Below are 22757 nucleotides of genomic sequence, written 5' to 3'. Positions count from 1 at the left end.
CAAAACCAGCAACACTGGGAGAGGTAAGCATAGAAGGAGTTCCTGTGCTGGATATTGAGAAAGAGATAAGAGCCACGGCTGAGTCAGAAACCTTGACACTCTATCAGTTCTGGGTGAAGGATCTGAGTACGAATCTATGGACGATGATTCAGGATTACAGTGAAAAAAACACGGCAAAATGGACTCCGGAAAAAACCGGGGAGTATCTGTACGGGGTGCATGTGAAGGACAGTCTGAGCCAGGCGAGTTTTGACGCATACCAGTATAACCCCATAACAATCAGACTGCCAAAACCAGCAACGTTTGAATCACTAGTGCTTTACGGCAATGATAGTATAAGTTCAATAAAAAGAATAGAGGCGAAGGCCATTTCTGAAACTACGGCACTCTATCAGTTCTGGGTGAAGGATCTGAGCACGAATCTATGGACGATGATTCAGGGTTACAGTGAAGAAAATAGCGCGATTTGGATTCCTAAATATAAAGGAAGTTATTTATATGGAGTTCATGTTAGATCTAAAGGTAGCGAAAATGAGTATGATGAATATAAATATAACCATATAGAGATGTTTGGAGAGTACGTGTACAATAACTCATATTATCTTATTGATTTTGAAGCTGCATTAAATGAACAAATGAAAAAGAATCCACAAAAGATCGTCAATTCTGTTCAGGTTGCAGCTACACGGGAAGAAGTTGAATATCAGATGAATCCGAATAATTTCATTCCGTTTGTTGATACAACTAATAATCTATTGAAATCAAGAGTACAGATTAACACAGATTCATTAAATGTGAGGAAGGGTCCATCTTCTACAGAGCAAGTTATTGCAGTAGTGGGAAAGAATGAGATGTTTGATTTGTTGGATAAAGTAGATGGTTGGTACAAAATCAAGATAGGACTAAATGAAGGATGGATTTCTGCTAGTTATGTAATACTATTAGGTGATAAAAAGAATGTACCGATTCTTGACACTGGAATGTATCAATTCATAGTATTGTCTGGAACATCAGGAATTAGTGAAGCAAATCTAAATAGTGAACTTGTAGGTAAAGGGGTTTTACAAAACCAAGCTGAAAGTTTTATAGCTGCATCACTAAAGTGTAATATAAATGAATTATATTTAATTGCTCATTCTCGACTTGAAACAGGTAATGGTACATCAGAATTATCAAATGGTGTATTGGTCACTTCAGTTAATGGCGAACCTGTTGAACCTAGGATCGTTTACAATATGTATGGAATTGGTGCTGTAGATGGAGACGCATTAAAGAAGGGGTCAGAAACTGCCTATACTAATGGATGGTTTTCTATAGAAAGTGCGATAATAGGGGGGGCTGATTGGATTTCAAGGCAATATATTAATAATAAATATTATATGCAAAATACCTTATATAAAATGAGGTGGAATCCTGCAAATCCTTCGGGGTGGCATCAATATGCTACAGATATCGAATGGGCAACAAAACAAAACAAAATAATGACATCATTAGTAAACGCAGCTTCAAAATACAATGTAACACTCTCTTTTGATTTACCAGTATACAGATAGATGTGTCTTACTAACAAATGTATTCGATTGTATTAGTTTATGAATTCTTAGACTCGTGATAATATGGGTCTAAGTCTTCTTATTATGTTGTTAATCTAACAATTGTAATGAATTATTTTACTTGTCTGATAATAAAGCTAATAATATGAGCTAATCTAAAGGAGTTAAGGTTGAAAATGTACAAGTTAACAAACCGCTTGATTCAGTGCATGACAATTACACCATCTTGGTGATGGAGTAGAGATCACTATCATAGGCGAGTTAAGATGCTGACTTGATTCTATAACCCTGCTGTTTTGCAATTAATATGGCTTGCTCAATTGAGATCTCACGATCTATCGGGAGAATATCAGACTTCTTGTATAATTCCGCATTATAGACTTCATTGTTTTTCAGCATATTGTACAATGCGGTTAGAAGCATTCTTGCGATGGCAATGATTGCTTTCTTGTGACCGCGTCTTTTCTTGAGTCGAAGATAGCGGTTGCGAATCTCGGGGGGGGGGTTCGCTTTTCACGACAGCGGTAGCACATTGTACAAGAAGCGGCTTGATATAACACCCGGCTTTGGAAACCCGAACAGATTTTTTCTTTCCCGCACTTTCATTATTGGTCGGGGTAAGACCTGCCCAGGAGCACAAGTGCTTAGCGGAAGGGAAGACCTCCATGTTGACACCGATTTCTGAGATGATCTTGATTGCGGATAAGGTGCTTTTGATACCTGGGGTCGTTAGAATGAGATCTATTTGAGCGCTGTAGGGAACTGCGATTTGGTAGATCAGTAATTCCAATTCATCTTTTCGGGTTTTTAAGTTGTCCAGATGATTCATGATGACTCGAATTTTACCTGCTTGTTCTGGAGAAAAAATCCCATCTACTGCAAGCGACAGCTCAGGCAGTTTCTTTTTGAGAGAGCCATGAATGAGCGATTCGAGTTCAATTGGCCCGTCCGGATTTGCCAGGATCGTATTGATGATCTTCATCGAACTTATCCCCAATGTGTCCGTGAGGACATTTGCCAACTGTATATTTGAGACTGTGAGGCTGTTCTGGAAGCGGTTTTTTTCGCTGGAGACCATATTGGTGAGTTTGCTGTGATAACGCACAAGATCTCGCAGCTGACGGACGTCAGCAGGGGGCATAAAACTGCCGGAAATCAGATCATGCTTAAACAGGTCAGCAATCCATTTAGCATCTTTCTTGTCTGTTTTTTTACCTCGTATTGCTTTCACGTATTTGGGGTGAGCAAGAACCACCTTGCATTTTTCCTCAAGAATGTTAAAGACAGGAATCCAGTATTTACCGGTGGATTCCATACACACATCAGCACATTCATGATCAAGAAGCCATTGTAACAGCGATTTCAATCCGGATGTATAGGTTGAAAAGCGATGGCTTTTATAAGTGGTGATCCCTTTTTTATCAGTCTCTGCAATACAGGCGATAACGAAGGTTTTGTGGACATCCATACCACAACAGATAGGGTATACAATTTTCAAGGCCATAAGGTTCTCCTTTCTGAGCGTAAGCTCGAAATCTACAGAAGGGAGACAGTGACTGATTATCTAGTCTTAAACGAGAGTTGCTTAACAAAGATAAGGTTCCGTGCTCCTTAGCACACTTATTTGTACTTGCAAAGATAATCTACACATATAATTATTCGGGCTCTTTTGTTATCAAAAGTAACCACTCACCTCCCCGTGATTTGTAGTATGTCATCACTTCTGTGATTGCATTATAGAACTGAAATAAAAGCCAAGGCAACATTTTAATGTCGTTTTGTGCCTTGAGCGATGCGAAAGGAATGATTATAATTATGAAAATTCTAATAATCCCATCATGGTATCCTTCTCATAGAGATTCATTAGAAGGGATTTTTTTCAAGGAACAAGCAATTGCTTTAAAGAAAGATGACAATAAAGTATTTGTGGTAGTGCCGCCAAAGATATATAGCATGAAGAAAATATTTAATAGTGATGTAAACACAAAAATTGAGAATCGAACAGAAAATGGAATTGTAACAATCCGAAGTAATGATTATGCTTATATTCCAAAATCAAAATTAGCAAGCATGTTATTTATGAAGAGAAAATTTATAAAAATGATAGAATATTTATTTGATAGATATGGAAAGCCAGATATTATTCATGCTCATTCATTCATATGGGGTGGTGTATTAGGAGCATATATATCAAAGAAGTACAATATACCAATAGTATTAACAGAACATTCAACAGCTTTTTCAAGAGATATGATTACAAACATACAAAAAAAAGCAATTAGATCGGCTAATGATATAATTAATGAAATAATTGTAGTTGGACCAGGGTTGTCAAAAGATCTAAAACCTTATATAGGAGATAGATCCGTAAAGATTGTGCCCAACATTGTAAATATTAATGAATTTAAGCTAGAAGAAAATATTATTAAGAATAAGGATGGTGATGATTTTACTTTTCTTTGCATTGGTCTTTTGACATACAAGAAAAGAGTTGATTTACTCATTAGTGCTTTTTCAAAAATGAAAAACCAAAAATGCAAATTATTAATTGGAGGCGATGGTGAAGAGAAGGAGAACTTAATGAGTTTAACTCAAACATTAAAGATAGAAAATAGGGTAAGATTTTTAGGAAGACTATCTAGAGATCAAGTAAAGAAACAGATGCGCGAATGTAGTGTTTTTGTATTAGCGAGTAGACATGAAACATTTGGTATTGTTTTCATCGAGGCTCTTGCATCAGGGAAGCCTATAATAGCTACTAGATCTGGAGGGCCTAATAATATTGTTAATGATTTTAATGGAGTATTGATTGATGTTGATAATGAAGAACAATTAACAGATTCAATGGATCAAATAATCTCTAACTATTCTAAATACAATCCCATCGAGATAAGACAAGATTGTATCAATCGGTTTAGCGAGGATACGATAGTTAATAAATTAAAAAGTATTTATATGCAACATATAGCAAAAAAAAGTAAATTGGGTGGTGACAATCATGAGTAGAACTACCCATAGTATTCGCAATGCTAAATTCTCAGTTATAGCACAAGTCTTGGGATTAGCATTAAATTTTATAACAAGATCACTTTTCGTGTATCTACTCGGTGCAGAATATCTTGGTTTGAATGGATTATTCACGAATATTTTGTCGGTCCTATCTTTAGCAGAGTTAGGAGTTGGATCAGCTATCGTATATAGTATTTATAAGCCATTAGCAGATAATGATATAGATAAGTTAAAAACTTTAATGAGACTTTTTAGAAAAGCATATTTTGGAATCGGGTCTATCATATTTATTGGAGGTATGCTTGCTACTCCTCTTCTAGATTTATTCATCACTAGTGATACAGGTGTCAAAAATATAAATTTCATTTATTGGTTATTCTTATTCAATTCATCGATATCTTATTTTTTTTCATATAAAAGATCACTAATAATTGCTGATCAAAAAAAGTATATTGATATACTATATCAATATACTGGAATATTAGTTACAAAAGTTATGCAGATATTGGTTTTAGTTCTCACACGAAACTATATTGGATTTCTATTAATCCAAATTCTTGTGGTTTTCACCGAGAACTATCTTATTTCCCGAAAGGCAAATAGGATATATCCATTCTTGAGTGAAAAAAACGTTACTAAAATTGATGATTATGATAAAAAGAAGATAGTAAAGAACATCAAAGCCCTATTTTTTCATCGTGTTGGGGCTGTTGTTGTTACTGGAACTGATAATCTGCTGATTTCAAGATATGTTGGGATTATTGAAGTAGGAATTTACTCGAATTATTTACTTATTATCTCATCATTAAAAGTGATATATGATATGTTATTTCAGTCTATCACAGCTAGCGTTGGGAATCTAGGTGCTACAGAAAGTAAAAATAAGGTTTATGATATATTCAAAAAAATTGATTTTATTGGGTATTGGATTTACGGCTTCTCATCAATAGCATTACTAATATTATTAAATCCATTTATTAAACTCTGGTTAGGTTCCCAATACTTATTTTCTGATTATGTAGTCGCACTAATTGCATTAAATTTTTATATTAGAGGAATGAGACATAGTGTCCTTACTTTTCGTGATGCATTAGGTATATTCTATTATGATAGATATAAACCAATTTTTGAAGCCCTAATTAATTTAATTTTTTCTATTTTGTTAGCAATTGAGTTCGGTGTATTTGGTGTTCTTTTAGGAACACTGATCAGTTCAATTACAACTTCTCTATGGGTAGAACCTTATGTATTGTATAAATATGGATTTAATCTAAAAGTTAGAGATTATTTCGAACGATACATCAATAAATTCATTTTTGTTCTAATAACTAGTGGAGTGATGTTATATATTGTGAGCCTAATAAATACGGATGGATTTTTGAGTTTCTTTTTACGTATAATACTGGTTACAATTATACCTAATGCATTATTCTATTGTGTTTATAGATCTACTAATGAATTTGAGTATATGTTAGGCCTTGTTAAACGTGTTTTTCTTAAGAAAGACAATTAGATAACCAAAAAAGTTCTGAATGGTACTATAACAACGAAATCTCCAACAATATTATTTATAATTTTTACTAAGCCGTTGAGAGTAGAAAAAACAACTAGTTCATCTCGATAAAAATATGTGGCTTAGCAAGGGTGCTTGTATAGAAGTTAATTGTGACAGCTATTGCCAGTTAATAATCCTATTTAGGTGAACCATTAATCCTTTGCTGTCATACTGATGAGCTCTTATCTAAGATAATACTTGAAATAGCAAAAATTTCATGAATACTTAGATGGGAGTTTTTTATTATTTGTTTTAGAGCGGTTTAATAAGCAACGAACCGTGCACCGGATTCATGGTAAGCGGTCATTAAATGCATGGATTCTATGTGTAATAAAACTATGAGATAATCTTCTCAATGAATCGGTTTTATCTTCAGCTGAGCTTGCTTAGCTAGGGTTAAAACTGTGAGTGTTAATGCTGAATTTAAATGTCTGAAAACTGACGGTGTCCAGTGTCCGCAAACTGCTGGAGAAAATGGCAAGCTTTTTGGACTTGCCATTTTCATTAAGTCAACTCTCCATTGATGACCAGCTTGATCATGTGGTCATCAATAATTCTCTTCCCATTCTGGGATCCATAGATCAGAGAGCTGGTACAGACTTTATTGACCAGCCTCGCAGATCCGCTGGAGAATCTGTAGATCATTTCGATTGCTTCTGTTGTTTGTCAAGCAACAATCTAAACAAGAATATCTATATTATTTAAGTCTATTAATTAAATATGTATTCGTTTAATTCTTCTCTGGTTTTAAGCTTATCAAAAACCAGATACCAAATGCCATTCATGATTTCACCATGAGAATTCTCATCGCTTGGGAAACGGGCTTGTCTGATATCTTTTATGCCAGCATTTAAAATGCTGGTTCCAACTTTCAACATATAATTTGAAGTGATATTGGTCTGTATATTTGGTGCCAGGTCCTGGATTACACCAGGAAGTTCCACTATATTGAGGTCTGTAAGTTTTCTGATTACAGCAGACAATACGATTCGTTGTCTTTGTGTCCTCTCATAATCCCCATCTCCAACTTTTCTGATTCTTGAGTACCCCACAGCCTGAACACCGTCAAGCAGCTGATATCCGCTTTCGGTTATTGGAGTATAGGACATCCCTTCCACATAAGCGGTATCATTGGTGTATTTATTGACCATCTCTATTTCATCTTCTTTAATATTCGCATAAATTCCACCAACGGAGTCAATGACATGAATCAGTCCACCGTAGTTAATGGATGCAAAATATCTGATGTTCATTCTAAAATTGTTATTTATGGTATGAATCGCAAGTTCTGGTCCTCCATAGGCATACGCATGCCCTAATTTATCTTCACCATATCCTTTTATGCTCACTCTTGAGTCTCTCATGAGAGAGGAGAGCTTTATTGTGTTATGCACAGGGTCAATCGTCAGGATCATGATGGCGTCGGAGCGTCCGGTTTCCTCATCACTTCTTTTATCCACACCAAATAAAAGGATGTTGATGATAGATTTGTTGTTTTCGAAAATATTGATCACTTCTTCAGTCTCTTCTGTAATCCCAAGTTCTTCATCTGTTTCAGGAATTTCAATATACTCCAGTTCTTCATAGGTCTTAATATAATAAATATAAAGTCCAGTCAGCACTGCCATGATCAATGCACCTGCAATGATGATGATCTTATAGGGAGCAGCTAGACTGCTTTTTTCTTTTATATCAACTTTATTTTCAAGAGGACTCTCTCTGTTCTCACTTTTCATTTTTTCAATTCTCCCACATGTTTTCTTAAGTATAATTTATATTTCCAGAAAATCAAATATGGATTTGTGTTATGACACATTCTCTTTCTTCAGCTATATCTCAAAAAACATGTTTTCATTCACGACTTTATGGGAGTTTGCCATAAAAGTTAATAAATTCATTCATGATTTTTCAGATTCACTTCATATGTCCATGGTAATTTTGTTGTAACCCAATTAAGAGTAGGTTCCATTATACTTGGTTTATTAAAGTGAAGTGAGAAGGATATATATGAATAAATGGACACACAGCGCAGGATTTTATCGGGTTTTCAAAAGAGTCACGGATGTGACGTTGTCGCTGCTATTTCTAATTGTTTTGGCTCCACTGATGGCTCTGATATGGGTAGCTCTAATGAGTCAGGGGGACGGACCTGTGATCTTTCGTCAGGAACGGCTGGGCAGAAATGGTGCTTTGTTTCAGATTCTGAAGTTCAGAAGCATGACTACCACTGCGCCAAGTATTGCAGCGAAGGATATAGATGCTGCTACCTATGTGACTCCGCTTGGAAGAATCCTTCGGAGGACAAGTCTGGATGAACTGCCTCAGCTGATCAATATTCTGAAAGGGGAAATGTCTTTTGTAGGTCCAAGACCTCTTATTCCCAATGAAGGGTGGATCAATGAGAAAAGAAAGGAAATGGGCATAGACAAACTGAGACCAGGGCTCACAGGATGGGCACAGGTTAAGGCAAGGGATACAGAAGATCAGAATGAAAAGCTGAAACTGGATTTATATTACAAGGATCACAAGAACATTCTTCTTGATCTTAAGATTATCGGAATGACGGCGCTGGAAGTGTTTCATGGGAAGTAAGCTGAAATATGATATAGCCACGATGTGAAAGAGAATAAAGCGCTCCAAGGAGGACGTAACATTGCAGGTTCAACATAAAGTAAAAGAAGAAATCATCCATTTCAAGCTGCTGGAACCCTATACAAGAGTTCTCATCGCATTTATACTCTTAAACCCGGTCATGGATGTCATCACATCCATTGGCATCAGAGAATTCGGAATCTCATTGAGCATAGGAATCGCAGCAAAAGGGCTGTTTCTCCTATACACGCTCTATACATTTATAAGTCGAAGGAGTCTGAGTGCATCGGACAAGGCAGCCAAGGTTCTGCTTATCCTGTTTCTTGTATATGCTGTGGTGCACTCCATCTTCAGCACCCGGAATTTCGGCTTCAGCAGAATGATCACGGGAAGCATCACCATGGTGAAGACATTTTATCTACCGTTTCTTGTACTGAGCCTGAATAGGCTCATTGAAAAGAAAGACGTGCCCTATATCATAAGAATGCTGGTCTATGGGGGCATCTTTGTCGCATCCATCATGGCACTATCCATGCTGACGGACACAGACTACAATGCATACAAATACGGCAAGACCGGCTCTGTGGGCTGGTTCTTTGCCGCCAACGAGGTCAGTGCGCTTCTAGGCATTCTGACGCCTATCCTGATTTATTATGTACTGGAGAAAACAAAGCTGCATTCGATTTTCAAAGTTCTGCTCCTTGGCATTTACACATTCCTTTATTATCAGATTGGCACGAAAGTGGTGGCGCTATCCGTAATCATGACACTGCTCTATCTGATTCTGCTGCATGCAGTCAGAAAGGCAAGAAGTAGAAAGACACCGATTCTGAAACCCTTAGTCACAATTTCTCTTCTACTGCTGCTCTCTATTGGGCTTGTGCCCGTAACACCCATAGGCATTAATCTGAATCTGCATAATAATCTGCTGATTGATCAGTATAAGGATAACATCGATGAGGAGAACGCGGAAAGTGAGGAGGACATCAAAGAGGATTTCGGTATTGAAGGGCTTCTTGATAATGAGGAAGCACTGATGAGTCTTGTATTCAGCGGGCGAGATGAGTATTTCACTGTAAGAAAATTCATTTATGATCGGGCTGCTCCGGCTGAAAAGCTCTTCGGCCTCACCCAGTTTGCCCGTACTGATAAAGAGGAGATCAAGTCCTATATCATTGAGATTGATTATTTCGATATCTTCTTCAATTTCGGGATCATAGGATCGCTGTTCTACTGGTTGATCGTACTAGGCAGTCTCGGAAAGTCAATGAAAAGAATTTTTAGAGACTGGCTGGTATTAAAGCCCGGAAGCCCTCTGCCATATTATATCTGTTCTGTGATCCTGGCTTTCGGTATCGCGCTATTTGCAGGACATGTATTTGTGTCTCCTTCAGTCAGTTTCTACCTGGCAGTGATCATAGGCATACTCACTGCTGAAACAAAGGAACGGAGTAGTCACGTATCACCTGGGAGGTGAGGAAACGATGAAAAGAGAAAGTGTCATGGGCCTCCAGATTGTCGACACAACCTATGATGAACTGATTTTCCAAATAAGGGAAGATCTCGAGAATGACAGGAAGAGAGTCATTGTTGCCATCAACCCGGAAAAGATCATGAAGATCAAGGGAAATCCATTCCTTGCGGGATTCGTGAGAAAAGCCGATTACCTGATTCCGGATGGAGTCGGAATCCTCATGGCATCGAAAAAGCTGGGAGGTCATTTGCAGACCAAAATCACCGGTATTGACACCATGATCAGACTCTGTAAGATGGCTTCGGTGTATGGTTATAAAGTGTTTCTTTTAGGTGGGAAAAGCGAGGTTGTTCACTCGGCAAAGCTGCACCTGGAAGAGAGATTCCAAGGGATTCAGATTGCAGGAACCCAGGATGGGTACCATATGGAGGACGTAGACCTGATCCAAAAAATCAACGAGTCTGGAGCACAGATTCTCTTTGTAGCTCTTGGATCACCGAAACAGGAGTACTGGATCAGCGAGAACAAGGATAAGCTAAGCGTCAATATCTTTCAGGGCGTCGGAGGATCATTTGATGTGCTTGGTCAATACGTGAAAAGAGCGCCGGTATGGATGCAGGACATGGGAATCGAGTGGCTCTATAGGCTGCTGAAGAATCCAAGCAGAATTTTCAGGCAGATGAATCTGCTCCGGTTCTATCGACTGATTCGAAAGGAAAAGAAGGGAAGAGTATAAAGGGCGTAAAGAATCTTAGGAGGGTACCATGAACGAAGAGAAGAACAACTGCATACTTGTCATCACCCCGGGATATCCAAGTAGAGAGAATCCTTATAATAATTCCTTTGTGCATCAGAGGGTGCTCGGGTATCTGAAAGAGAATCTTTCTGTGGAAGTATTCTCCGTTCCTGGCAGTCCATACAGAAAAAACATGAATACACCTGAAATAAAGCACTATCGGATCGATGATGTGCCAGTACATGAAGGAACCCATGGAAACCTGAAGACCTATCTCCAGAATCACAGGTATGACAAGATTCTCATCCACTTCGCCTGGAAAGCCATCATGGAAGTGGTGTTATCCGAAACACCGGATACACCCCTCATCGTCTGGGTGCATGGGGTGGAAGCGCTCTCCTGGACGCGAAGACTCTTCAATCTTACACCAGACCCCAGAGAACTACTGAAGTTTCTAGGCTACATCCCACTGAACCGGATTCAGCTGAACTTCGTGAGGAGACTCATCATGCAGCAGAAGGTGCGAGATATAACCTTTGTCTTCGTATCCCATTGGATGAAGAAAGTGCTGGAAGAAGATACTGGAGTGCCAGCCACCATCCGAAATTATCGGGTCATCCCCAATGTGGTCAATGATGAGCTGTTTCAATACAGGGAAAAAGAGTCAGGCCTGCGCTATCATATTTTCAATGTGAGACCCTATCACTCGAGGAAATATGCCAACGATCTCATGGTGGAAACGATACTGAAGCTTCAGCAGTCTGAGCATTTCGAGAAGCTCAGATTCAGTCTGTACGGAGAGGGAAGGCTTTTCGAGAAAACTGTGGAGCCTATAAGAAGTCTGTCCAATGTGCACATTGAAAATAGAATGCTGTCACAAACTGAGATTGCTGAAAAGCACAAAGAAAACGGCATTCTTCTCATGCCCACGAGACAGGATGCACAGGGGGTGTCCATGTGCGAAGCTATGTCCAGCGGACTGGTCCCTGTGGTGTCGGATAATACTGCTATACCGGAATTTGTCTGTGATGGATGCGGATATCTCTGTGAAGGACCAGAAGAAATGGCATCAGCCATCATTGAGCTTATTGAGCATCCCATTCTTTATGCTCAGAAGTCGGAAAAAGCTTCCGCCTACATCCAAGCTAAATGTGCTGGAGCGGTTGTTCTGAAGGAGGAGCTGGAACTGATTCAGGAATCCTGATTTTACGATAGGATCTCATCTATCTGGGAGGTACCATGCGATTTACTATAGCCATACCAACCTATAACAGAAGAAATCTCATCGAAAGAACCCTACAGAGTCTGGAGAAACAGACCTATAAGGATTTCGAGGTAATCATTGCAGATGATGGTTCTACAGATGATACGGAATCATTCATCAAGGACTACAGTCATACATCTGATATGAAAATTCGTTATTTCTGGAAAGAAAACGGAGGGAAACACACCGCTTTGAATCTGGCCATCGAAAAAGCGGAAGGAGAACTCTTTCTCATAGTGGATTCGGATGACTGGATGCTTCCCCATGGGCTTGAGACACTGAATCAGACATGGGAGGGGATTCCGGAAGAAGACAGAATGTCGTTTTCCGGGGTCATGGCAAGGGCTAAGGAGCCCGATGGCACCTTCATCGGTAAGCCCTTTCCTGCGGATCCCTTCATTTCTTCCTATGTGGATTTCCATTTTATTTCGGGCATCAGTAAAGGGCCCTATAAGGACTGTGTGGATTTCATACGGACGGATCTCATCAGGAAATACCGGTATCCGGAGCTGAAGGAGGCAAAGTTTGTGCCAGAAGCCTACATCACTGATCAGATCGGCATGAATCATAAGCTCTTCTGCATTTCCGATGTCGTGGAAATCAAGGAATATCAGGAAGAGGGCATAACAAAGAATATCGATGCATTCAAGACGAAGAATGCCCATGGCATGATTGCCTATTACGGGATACTACTGAGAGAGGTGTTTCCCAAGTCTGAAGAGATAGTCCCGCTGGCATCGAAAATCTACATCTGGTATCGTTACCTGGAGTTCAGGATGCTTACAGGACAGAAGATAGATCCAGAAGAGATGAATCTTCTTGGATGGTCGGTGAAAGCATTGAGTCCCCTCATCGGAAGACTTCATCGTGCAAGAAAGAAAAGGATGGGATCTTGAAGGAAGTCAGAGCATGAAAGATATGGATGAATCAGGAAAGAGAAAGAGGAGCTGAAGGCAATGAAAGCAATAAATGTCATTGGACTAGGATATATCGGACTGCCCACTGCGCTGATTCTGGCAAAAAGCGGTCTTGAGGTGGTGGGAACGGATTATAATGAGAACCTGGTGCAGAGGCTTTCCCAGGGTGAACTCACCTTTAGGGAAGAGGGGCTGGAAGTTCTTTTTGAGAAAGCGCGGGAGAACGGCATACAGTTCAGTACAGAGTACCTGAAGACCAGTCTCTATATTCTGTCGGTCCCGACACCCTTCATAAGAAAAAGCAAGAAAATTGATACGGCCTATCTCATCAAAGCTGTGAACAATGTGCTGGATGTATGCGAAAAAGGGACCATCATGATCATGGAGTCCACGGTATCTCCAGGGACCATTGACACCTATGTGCGACCGGAGATCATGAAAAGAGACATGAACATCGGAGAGGATGTCCATCTGGTTCATGCACCGGAAAGAATCATACCTGGGAATATGATCTTTGAGCTGGAACACAATGCAAGGACCATCGGGGCAGATTCCATGGACATTGCCGAAATAGTAAAGAAAATCTACAGTAGCTTCTGCAAGGGAGAGATTGTCCTTACGGATATTCGCTCCGCGGAAATGTCTAAGGTAGTGGAAAATACCTATAGGGACATCAATATCGCTTTCGCCAACGAACTGGCACAGATCTGCAGAAATGATCATATGGATGTCTATGAGATCATAAGAATCGCCAACAAGCATCCGAGAGTGAATATCCTTCAGCCGGGACCAGGAGTGGGTGGCCACTGCATCTCAGTGGACCCATGGTTTCTTGTGGGAGATTATCCAGAGCTCACAAGCCTTGTGCACGCTGCCCGAGACATCAATGATGCCATGCCGGAGTTTGTCAGAAAAAGAATGCTCGGCATTATGAAGGAGAAGAAAATCTCCTCTCTGAAGAAAGTGGGTCTTTATGGTCTTACCTACAAGGAGAATGTGGATGATACAAGAGAAAGTCCTACATTGCAGCTGATTGAGATTCTGGAAGAAAACCTCAATCATGGCATCAGAATCTATGATCCCCATGTCAGAGATAAAATGGTGGAAGGGCAGGTCATGGATTTTGAGGCATTTCTCAGTGGGCTGGAAATGATTGTCATCATGGTAGGGCATGATCACCTCAGAAATCATCTGGACAGATTGAAGGGGCTGGTTGTTTTTGACACGAAGAATGTGACAGGACTTGAAGATGCTGAACTACTCTGATATGGAGAAAATCCATCGGGACAGGAAAGGAGCAGACAATGAAGAGGAAAATCAAGGTCATGGTGATTTTTGGTACCAGACCTGAAACCATTAAAATGGCACCATTGGTTCTGGAAATGAAGAAAAGGGAAGAAATCGAGACCGTGGTATGTGTTACAGCACAGCACAGGGAAATGCTGGATCAGGTGCTGGATGCTTTCAGGATTGTTCCTGATTATGATCTGGATATCATGAAGGCAAATCAGACGCTCACCGATCTCACAGCCAGGGTGCTCGTGAGACTGGACTCCGTCATCAAGGAAGTGAAACCGGCTCTCGTTCTGGTTCATGGCGACACCACCACCACTTTTTCCGGGGCTCTCGCCGCCTTCTATAATCAGGTGGCGGTGGGACATGTGGAAGCTGGCCTTCGGACCTATGACAAGTATTCTCCTTTTCCGGAAGAGGCCAACAGGCAGTTTGTGAGCGTTGTTTCGGATCTGAACTTTGCCCCCACAGAGAGAAGCAGGGAAAATCTCCTGGCAGAGGGCAAGAGGAAAGAGAACATCTTCGTGACAGGCAACACAGCCATCGATGCCCTGAAGACAACCGTCATGGAGGACTATGATCATGAGGTTCTTCGCTGGGCAAAGGGATCGAGACTGATTGTGCTGACAGCCCATCGAAGAGAGAACCTGGGTCAGCCCATGCGCAATATGTTCAGAGCCATCAATCGTATTGTGGAAAAGTATGAGGATGTGAAGGTTGTCTATCCCGTGCACCTTAACCCGAAAGTTCAGGAAGTGGCTGATGAAGTGCTTTCCGGAAATGATCGCGTCAGACTGATTGCACCGCTGGAAGTCATGGATTTTCACAACATTCTGGCCAGGTCCTATCTGATTGTGACAGACAGCGGGGGGATACAGGAAGAGGCACCATCCCTTAATATTCCTGTCATCGTGCTGCGTGACACTACGGAGCGTCCTGAGGGAATCGAAGCCGGTACGCTCAGACTTGCTGGTACAGAGGAAGAGCCCATCTATGAGATCCTTGACGAACTGCTGCATAATCAGGGTGCATACCAGAAGATGGCCGATGCAAGCAATCCCTATGGCGATGGGAAGGCGAGTATCATGATCGCGGATGTGATTATCGATCGATTCAGAGAGAAGATCGAGTAGGTTTTTCATAAAGCGTCAGAAAGTGAAATTTCTGTGCAATGGAGATCAAAAAAGGGGATAATGGAAACTGAGGTTGAAATGAGAGAATCACTTCTCTCATTTCCTGTAATGAGGAGAACTTCCGGATCCCTTCCTTGGCTTAGGCTAAGGGAATCCGGATCCGGAGAGGATAATGGAGGACGAAGGCAGAGCTGCTTTCAAATAGCATATATGAAGAGAAACATTGCAATCATAATGATCATCACCGTATTCACAAAACTCATCGGGTTCGGGCGGGAAATCGCTCTGACTTATTTTTTTGGTGCGTCCGCAACCAGTGACGTCTACCTTATAGCGCAGACCATACCGACCACGATTTTTGCGCTGGTGGGTACGGGACTGGCGACGACTTTTATCCCCATCTATCACAAAGTGCAGAAGGAGAATGGCGAAGAAGAGGCGCATCGCTTTTCTTCCAATATCATGAACAGCGTTGTGATTCTATCGGTTCTGATCATAGTCCTGGTTCTTGTATTCACGCCTCAGGTCGTCATGCTCTTTGCTTCCGGATTCACGGGGGAAACCATGGAGATGGCCATACGCTTCACCAGAATCAGTATTTTCGGGATCGCTTTTTCCGGAATGATATACATTCTCAATGCCTATCTGCAGCTGAAGGACAACTTCACCATTCCGGCACTGATCAGCCTTCCCATGAATATGGTCATTATTTTCTCTTTCTATCTGGCAGATCAGTTAAATGATGTGATTCTGGCCTATGGGCTTGTGGCATCGGTTCTGATTCAGCTGATTTTTATTCTTCCCTCCGTCATCAGAAACAGATTTCACTACAAGATGGTACTTGATGCAAAAGATGTCTATCTCAAGGAGATGATGATTCTGGCGGTACCGATCATCATCGGTACATCGGTGAATCAGCTCAACGTGCTGGTGGACAAGAACATTGCATCCAATGTGGCAGTTGGTGGAATCTCTGCACTGAATTATGCCAACAGGCTAAATACATTTATTCAGGGACTCTTTGTCGCTCCGGTGGTTACAGTGATTTATCCCAGCCTGTCTAAGCAGGTGCTCAGCAGGGATTTCAGCGGTCTGAAAAAGGTGATCAATGAATCCATCGTCTACATCAGTCTGCTTATTATTCCGGCAACGGTGGGGGCCATGGTGCTGGCAAGACCCATCATCGATCTTCTGTTTCTTAGAGGACAATTTGATGAGGCTGCTGCGGAGATGACAGCCCAGGCGCTCTTCTTCTATGCGCTGGGTATGATTGCCTTTGGTCTGCGGGAAGTGTTCTCCAGAGTGTTCTATGCCTATAAAGATACGAAAACACCCACTTATAACGCCATGATCGGTGTTAGTCTTAATATCGTACTTAATCTGATTCTCTCAAGATTTCTCGGAATAGGGGGCCTGGCTCTTGGAACGAGCATCTCTGCTGCTGTGACCACATACCTTCTTGTTAGAAGTCTGCGGAAGAAAATGGTGCACTTCGGATTACGAGATACGATGAGAAAAATCGTGAAGATCACTTTCGCATCCCTTGTCATGGGCGCTGCAGCCTATGGGCTTATGGAAATCCTTTCTTCTCAAATGAGCAGTAATCTGAGTCTTACCATTTCCATACTTTTATCGGGAGCATTGTACTTCGTATTGATTCTGAGCCTCAGAATCGATGAAGTCAGAAATGTCATGAGGCTCTTTCGAGAAAAGCTGCATTTCTAGTCTGGAGGAGAGTAGTATCTGGTCAGAGGGTAAAACTCACGGATTCATAGATTCTGGTATGACTCCACTCTACAATTTCATGCTATGGATTTTAAATAATATATGTATAAAATATATTTAAACAGAGTTTGATTCTTTTTAGGGATGACCCAGACTCTGTTTTGTTGTATTATGGTTTATGAGATGATAAATAAATACTGATACTTGCTTATATGGATATCCCTTCAATAAATATAGGGTTCCGAAGCATGGCAATGATCAGAATTAATAATGGAGGAACGTGGAATGAATATATTTGTCACTGGAGGAGCAGGTTACATCGGCACCCATACCTGCGTAGAACTGATCAAGGCAGGTCATGAGGTTATTGTGGCAGATAATCTTGTCAACAGCAGAAAGGAAGCTCTGGATAAGGTCACAGAGATCACCGGAAAGGAAATCACCTTTTATGAGGTGGATGTGACAGACAGGGAGGAAGTGGAGAAGATCTTTAACACGCATAAAATCGATGGAGTCATTCATTTCGCGGGTCTAAAAGCTGTGGGAGAGTCTGTGGCAAAACCTTTGGCTTATTACTACAACAACCTTGTGAGCACCATGGTGCTGGCAGACGCCTGCGTTAGACATAAGGTGAACAGGTTTGTGTTCAGCTCTTCAGCAACGGTCTATGGAGATAACATGGTTCCCTTCAAGGAAACCATGTTACTTCTTCCTACAACCAATCCCTATGGAGAAACCAAAGCCATGAGTGAAAGGATCCTTTCGGATACGGCTAGTGCCAATGAAGGCTTCGGCGTTACGCTGCTGAGGTACTTCAATCCCGTGGGTGCCCATGAGAGTGGTCTCATCGGGGAAAACCCCAATGGAATTCCCAACAACCTGATGCCTTTTGTGACCCAGGTGGCTAAAGGGAAGAGAGAAAAATTAAGCGTCTTCGGTAAAGACTACGACACCGTGGATGGAACCGGTGTAAGGGACTATATCCATGTGGTGGATCTTGCCATCGGTCATGTAAAAGCCATTGAGAAACTGGGTAAGGGTGTCCATATCTATAACCTGGGTACCGGAAGAGGTACATCGGTGCTGGAACTGGTCCATGCATTTGAAGAGGCTAATGGGGTGAAAGTGCCTTATGAGATCTGCGACAGGCGTCCAGGGGACATCGCTTCCTGCTATGCCGATGCAGAGAAGGCCAAAGTGGAACTGGGATGGACAGCACAGAAGAGCATCCATGATATGGTCAGGGACTCTTGGAGATTTGAACAGGGACTGGAAGAGTAAAACAGCGAGTTTCTGATAATTAGTACATAACACGTAATCAATACACTGCTAAATATAAGTTAGAATGGTATCTAATTGGTAATATTTACTTACTAAAATAATTATAGTAAATCAAATCAAAAATGAATCGAACGGATATCATTTTATTGAATCTTCGAATATAATCTAATTATGTTTGAAAAATCTTGATTCTTATCGTGGTAGAGCAATGCTGAGATAGAATATCAACCTATTGCTTTCTGGAAGGGAGTTTCTCATGACGTTTTTTCTTATAATTCTAATTCCGTACTTTTTAATGCTGATTATCTTCAGTTCTAATAAGATGACGGAACTACTGAAAAACCTAAAAAGAGCAGTTGTTCTTTTTCAGGTTTTTCTGATTTTAAATCTATTCATTCTCAAAACCCTTTTCAAGATTGATTTCACTTTTGTGAATCACAATTTAAATCCTGATTTTCTCAGTCTTAAAGCGATTGTATTCAGTAATCTTTTTGCTTTGTTCCTAGGGGCAATATCTAAATTTATTGCGGAACACTTTTCTCTGATCATAAGGAAGGAAGTGGACGATGAGTAATAAAAGCAAGTGGTTTTCAACACTAACTGTAACCACAGTTAGTCTAAGTGTTTTTCTTTTAAGTAGCGTATTATGGCTGATTTCTAATTTCAGTAATCTCAATATGACACAGATTATCTTTCATTTAAAGGTTCCACTGGAAGGTTCAGACACAAGTTTTATGACATCTGCCATATTCAATATAATATTCCCTTCTGCAGGTGCCATTCTTTTTACGTATTTTCTCTTAAGGTTATTTAAGAAGAAGAATCTGAAGTATTCCTTGTTATTGAAGTTCAAAAAAAGAAGAAAGACTATCACCATATTTAAACTCAGATATTCGACTATGGTGATTCTGCTAAATGTAGCAGCTGTGCTCATTTTTAGATACTCTTTCAAAATAATGGATAAACAGTTTCACTTTAAAGAATTTATATCTGTTCAATTTTCTGACTCAAATTTTATTGAAGAGAATTATGTGTTTTCTGCAGGGAAATTGAGATTTCCAGACAAGAAACGCAATCTTATTTTTCTCTACTTAGAATCAATGGAGAATACTTATAGTTCTATAGATGAAGGAGGGGCGTTCCATGAAAACTACATGCCTGAGCTTACAGAAATTGCAAAATCCAACATTTCCTTTTCCAACAACAATCAATTAGGTGGGAATTTAGGGGGAGTGGGCACAGGATGGACTATGGCATCAATGTTTGCTCATTCAACAGGACTTCCTCTTAATATTCCATTGGAGGGAAACAGTATGGGAAGCTACTCATCCTTTTTCCCAGGAGCTGAGTCTTTAGGGGATGTACTGCAAAGTAATGGGTATAAGAACTATCTTATGATAGGTTCCGAAGCTGCATTTGGTGGAAGAGAGCTTTTTTTCAGACAACATGGTGATTATGAATTATTAGACTATAACTGGGCAAAAAAAGAAAATAAAATACCAAGCGATTATAGAGTCTGGTGGGGGTTTGAAGACCAGAAACTATTTTCAATGGCCAAAGAACAGCTTACCGAGATATCAAAAAAAGAAGAACCATTTAATTTCACTATGCTTACAGTTGATACACATCATCAGGATGGCTATGTATGTGAATTATGTGAAAATAAGTTTTCAGAACAATATGCTAACGTGATTGCCTGTTCGTCAAGACAGGTATCTGATTTTATTGACTGGGTAGCGAAACAGGACTTTTATGAAAACACAACAGTTGTGATTGTTGGGGATCATTTGACGATGGATTCAGATTTTGCTCTTGATCTACCTGAAGGTTATTCAAGAACACTCTACAATGCATTTATTAATGTACCAGAAGATATAGTCCCTGAAAATACACTGAACAGAAAATTCAATTCTTATGATTACTACCCGTCGACATTAGCCAGTTTAGGAGTAACAATTGATGGTGACCGTTTAGCGCTGGGTACGAATCTGCTTTCATCTGAAAAGACACTATATGAAGTATACGGGGCTGAAATGTACTCAGAACTTAATCAGAAATCCAGTTTCTATGATAATGAGTTCCTCTATCCAAACTAAAATTTATATGGGTTTGAAAAAAACATGACGTTTTGACCACGGATATTGATTAACATAAATAAATACAATACTGAATCGGGTGTTAAGATATCGATGCTGATTATATCAATATGTATAATTTATAATTTCAAATGACCATAAATCAGCTTCGATACTGGTATGAATTTAATTTTTTGTGAGTTGGTATAGATTTTGGTCGAGAAGAGAATTGAACAACATTTTTCAGCGTGCCATATTGTGTCAATTTGTGGTAAAAGACATAACGATAATATTTTTACAACTATGCCCAAAGAAGGTGCGATAATACTTCTTGAAAATAACAGCCGAACACTATTTGGTTAATAAATCTTAAAAGGGGGATCTCATGGAGAAGAGTATTGAAAAATTCAGAAAAGGCACGAACTATGTAAAGGTAGAATCTGCAGTAACAAAAGAGCATCTGACACCCGTTACGGAAATCAGTGAGGAGTATCGGAAGCTGAAATGCGTCAAGTTCATTCCAGCCAGTGGCGTAGCCACCAGAATGTTCGAGGATTTATACAAATATAAGGTTGATCAAATTGAGACGGAGTCCATCAGACGATTTTTTGAGGAGCTGGAAGACTTCGCTTTTTATAAGGATTTAAGTGGATTCATGGAGAAGGAGCATCTCCAAAAGGATGTGCCTTCCAATCGCATCAGAATCATTGAGCATCTTCTTGGTGCCAGCGGTATGAACTATGGCAGTCTGCCGAAGGCATTGATCAAAATGAACGCCTATGAAGGCTACTCGGCCACACCCATCGAGGAGCATCTCTATGAAGGGGAAAGGTATCTTAATGAAGAAAATTCACAGTATCATTTCACCATTTCAAAAAATCATGAAGCACTCTTCAATACATTCATTGAATCTGTTCGGGTAGGAAGGGAGAACATTATAGTCACTTATTCCTTCCAGAAGCCGGAAACGGATACACTTGCGGTGGACCTGGAGAACAATCCCTTCAGGACTGAAGAGGGGCAGATTCTATACAGGCCTGGCGGCCATGGAGCCCTCATCGAAAACCTCAATGACCTGGATGGGGACATCCTGTTCATCAAGAACATTGATAATGTCTGTCATAGAGACTATGTGGAAGATACCGTAGTAGCGAAGAAAGCCCTTGCTTCCATCGGCTACAAGACCAAAAAGAGAATCGATGGAGTCATTGAAGCCATACTTCAGGAAGATTATGACAAGAGCGCTGTGGAGGATCTCATTTGTAGTGTTCTGCATATCGACTATGAAGGAGACCTGACAAGGGACAAAGCCCTGTCTTTCCTGAACAGACCCTTAAGAGTATGTGGCGTGGTAAGAAATCAAGGGGAACCCGGCGGCGGACCCTTTGTTGTGAAAAGTAAGGAGTACTCGGATCTGCAGATCTGCGAAAAGTCGGAGATCGATTTAAAGGATCCAGAGCAGATGGAACATTTCAAAAGTTCTGCCTACTTCAACCCGGTGGATCTAGTTTGTTTTGTGAGGGATCACAGGGGAAGAAAATTCAATCTGCTGGACTTCGTCAACGAAGACAGATACTTCATCAGCAGAAAAACCTATAAAGGAAAAGACATTCAGGCTCTGGAATATCCAGGACTCTGGAACGGTGCCATGGACAACTGGAATACACTCTTTGTGGAAGTGCCTTTAAGTACTTTCCATCCAGTGAAGAAGGTAAATGATCTCCTCAAGCCCTGCAGAAAGGGGAGGAGTGCTGAGTAGCATAGGGAAATCAGATCCACAGTCGGATCCCCTTCGGGGAAAATACCGTTATGGATTACTTTGAAAGATAGAAGGCATAGGAGTCCCATCATGAGACAAGCATCAAGGAGATGGCTTCCTCTCGCTCCATATAGCAATCAGCAAACAGGACCAGATTTTCAGAAGAAAAGTCTGATCCTGTTTCTTTACTTTATGTACAGCTGCAAGACTTCATAGGATTGATAGTAAGCGCTCTTTAATCGGATGTATGTATTAGAACAAGTGGGTATGAGATAATCTATGATGGAAATAGAGAAGGCGACCTCACGGTCGCCGAAATGACTATTATGTTGAGCATTCTTTTTTGACCTGAGGATTCCAAGGGAGCAGCTGCTCAATGCCTTCGGATCTT

Annotated in this window: 17 protein-coding genes; 14 read left to right on the top strand and 3 right to left on the bottom strand. The window is 40.5% G+C overall.

Translation table 11 applies throughout. The annotated features are described in order from the left end of the window. A partial coding sequence (locus J3A84_RS14935) for a glucosaminidase domain-containing protein (RefSeq protein ID WP_207600854.1) occupies nt 1-1553 on the top strand: 1553 nt, incomplete at its 5' end. Between the two features lie 382 nt (nt 1554-1935). Here J3A84_RS14935 and J3A84_RS14930 read toward each other — a convergent pair. Continuing rightward, the gene (locus J3A84_RS14930) at nt 1936-3057 is read right to left on the bottom strand and encodes an IS110 family RNA-guided transposase (protein WP_242694288.1); all 1122 of its coding nucleotides are present in this window, start codon (nt 3055-3057) and stop codon (nt 1936-1938) included. A gap of 311 nt (nt 3058-3368) precedes the next feature. Here J3A84_RS14930 and J3A84_RS14925 point away from each other — a divergent pair, with 311 nt between their 5' ends. Further along, nucleotides 3369-4559 (top strand): glycosyltransferase, encoded by a 1191-nt coding sequence (locus tag J3A84_RS14925; protein ID WP_207600853.1) that lies wholly within the window; start codon nt 3369-3371, stop codon nt 4557-4559. Continuing rightward, nucleotides 4552-6075 carry a lipopolysaccharide biosynthesis protein gene (locus J3A84_RS14920; RefSeq protein ID WP_207600852.1) on the top strand — a complete coding sequence of 508 codons (1524 nt, stop codon included), beginning with the start codon at nt 4552-4554 and terminating at the stop codon, nt 6073-6075. Before J3A84_RS14925 ends, J3A84_RS14920 begins: the two co-directional genes overlap by 8 nt. 546 nt (nt 6076-6621) lie before the next feature. Here J3A84_RS14920 and J3A84_RS14915 read toward each other — a convergent pair. Continuing rightward, entirely contained in the window at nt 6622-6762 is a 141-nt protein-coding gene (locus J3A84_RS14915) for a hypothetical protein (protein WP_242694286.1), read from the bottom strand. A gap of 65 nt (nt 6763-6827) precedes the next feature. Next, nucleotides 6828-7853, bottom strand: coding sequence for an LCP family protein (locus tag J3A84_RS14910; RefSeq protein WP_207600851.1), 1026 nt, complete (start codon nt 7851-7853; stop codon nt 6828-6830). Nucleotides 7854-8124: 271 nt separating this feature from the next. Here J3A84_RS14910 and J3A84_RS14905 point away from each other — a divergent pair, with 271 nt between their 5' ends. The 11 genes from J3A84_RS14905 to J3A84_RS14855 all read left to right on the top strand — a co-directional run bounded on the left by J3A84_RS14905 (nt 8125) and on the right by J3A84_RS14855 (nt 22366). Next, the gene (locus J3A84_RS14905; RefSeq protein WP_207600850.1) at nt 8125-8709 is read left to right on the top strand and encodes a sugar transferase; all 585 of its coding nucleotides are present in this window, start codon (nt 8125-8127) and stop codon (nt 8707-8709) included. Nucleotides 8710-8770: 61 nt separating this feature from the next. Next, nucleotides 8771-10186, top strand: coding sequence for an O-antigen ligase family protein (locus J3A84_RS14900; RefSeq protein WP_207600849.1), 1416 nt, complete (start codon nt 8771-8773; stop codon nt 10184-10186). 7 nt (nt 10187-10193) lie between these two features. Further along, nucleotides 10194-10919, top strand: a complete 726-nt coding sequence (locus J3A84_RS14895; RefSeq protein ID WP_207600848.1) for a WecB/TagA/CpsF family glycosyltransferase — start codon at nt 10194-10196, stop codon at nt 10917-10919. A gap of 28 nt (nt 10920-10947) precedes the next feature. Next, nucleotides 10948-12123: a glycosyltransferase family 4 protein gene (locus tag J3A84_RS14890; protein ID WP_207600847.1), complete on the top strand. Its 1176-nt coding sequence runs from the start codon at nt 10948-10950 to the stop codon at nt 12121-12123. Nucleotides 12124-12158: 35 nt separating this feature from the next. Then, nucleotides 12159-13079, top strand: coding sequence for a glycosyltransferase family A protein (locus J3A84_RS14885; protein ID WP_207600846.1), 921 nt, complete (start codon nt 12159-12161; stop codon nt 13077-13079). A 60-nt stretch (nt 13080-13139) separates the two neighbouring features. After that, entirely contained in the window at nt 13140-14366 is a 1227-nt protein-coding gene (locus J3A84_RS14880) for a nucleotide sugar dehydrogenase (RefSeq protein ID WP_207600845.1), read from the top strand. 38 nt (nt 14367-14404) lie between these two features. Then, nucleotides 14405-15526, top strand: a complete 1122-nt coding sequence (gene wecB, locus J3A84_RS14875; RefSeq protein WP_207600844.1) for a non-hydrolyzing UDP-N-acetylglucosamine 2-epimerase — start codon at nt 14405-14407, stop codon at nt 15524-15526. Nucleotides 15527-15736: 210 nt separating this feature from the next. Next, entirely contained in the window at nt 15737-17251 is a 1515-nt protein-coding gene (murJ, locus tag J3A84_RS14870; protein ID WP_207600843.1) for a murein biosynthesis integral membrane protein MurJ, read from the top strand. Nucleotides 17252-17536: 285 nt separating this feature from the next. Further along, the gene (gene galE / locus J3A84_RS14865; protein WP_207600842.1) at nt 17537-18532 is read left to right on the top strand and encodes a UDP-glucose 4-epimerase GalE; all 996 of its coding nucleotides are present in this window, start codon (nt 17537-17539) and stop codon (nt 18530-18532) included. Nucleotides 18533-19098: 566 nt separating this feature from the next. After that, nucleotides 19099-20628, top strand: coding sequence for a sulfatase-like hydrolase/transferase (locus J3A84_RS14860; protein ID WP_207600841.1), 1530 nt, complete (start codon nt 19099-19101; stop codon nt 20626-20628). A gap of 364 nt (nt 20629-20992) precedes the next feature. Beyond that, on the top strand, nt 20993-22366 hold the full coding sequence (locus tag J3A84_RS14855) for a DUF4301 family protein (RefSeq protein ID WP_207600840.1): 1374 nt from the start codon (nt 20993-20995) through the stop codon (nt 22364-22366). Nucleotides 22367-22757: the final 391 nt, after the last annotated feature.

Origin of the sequence: Proteiniclasticum aestuarii, assembly GCF_017368455.1 — a bacterium.
Classification (GTDB): domain Bacteria; phylum Bacillota; class Clostridia; order Clostridiales; family Clostridiaceae; genus Proteiniclasticum; species Proteiniclasticum aestuarii.
Note: the sequence above shows the minus strand (reverse complement) of the source record. Positions and strands in the feature narration are given on the sequence as shown.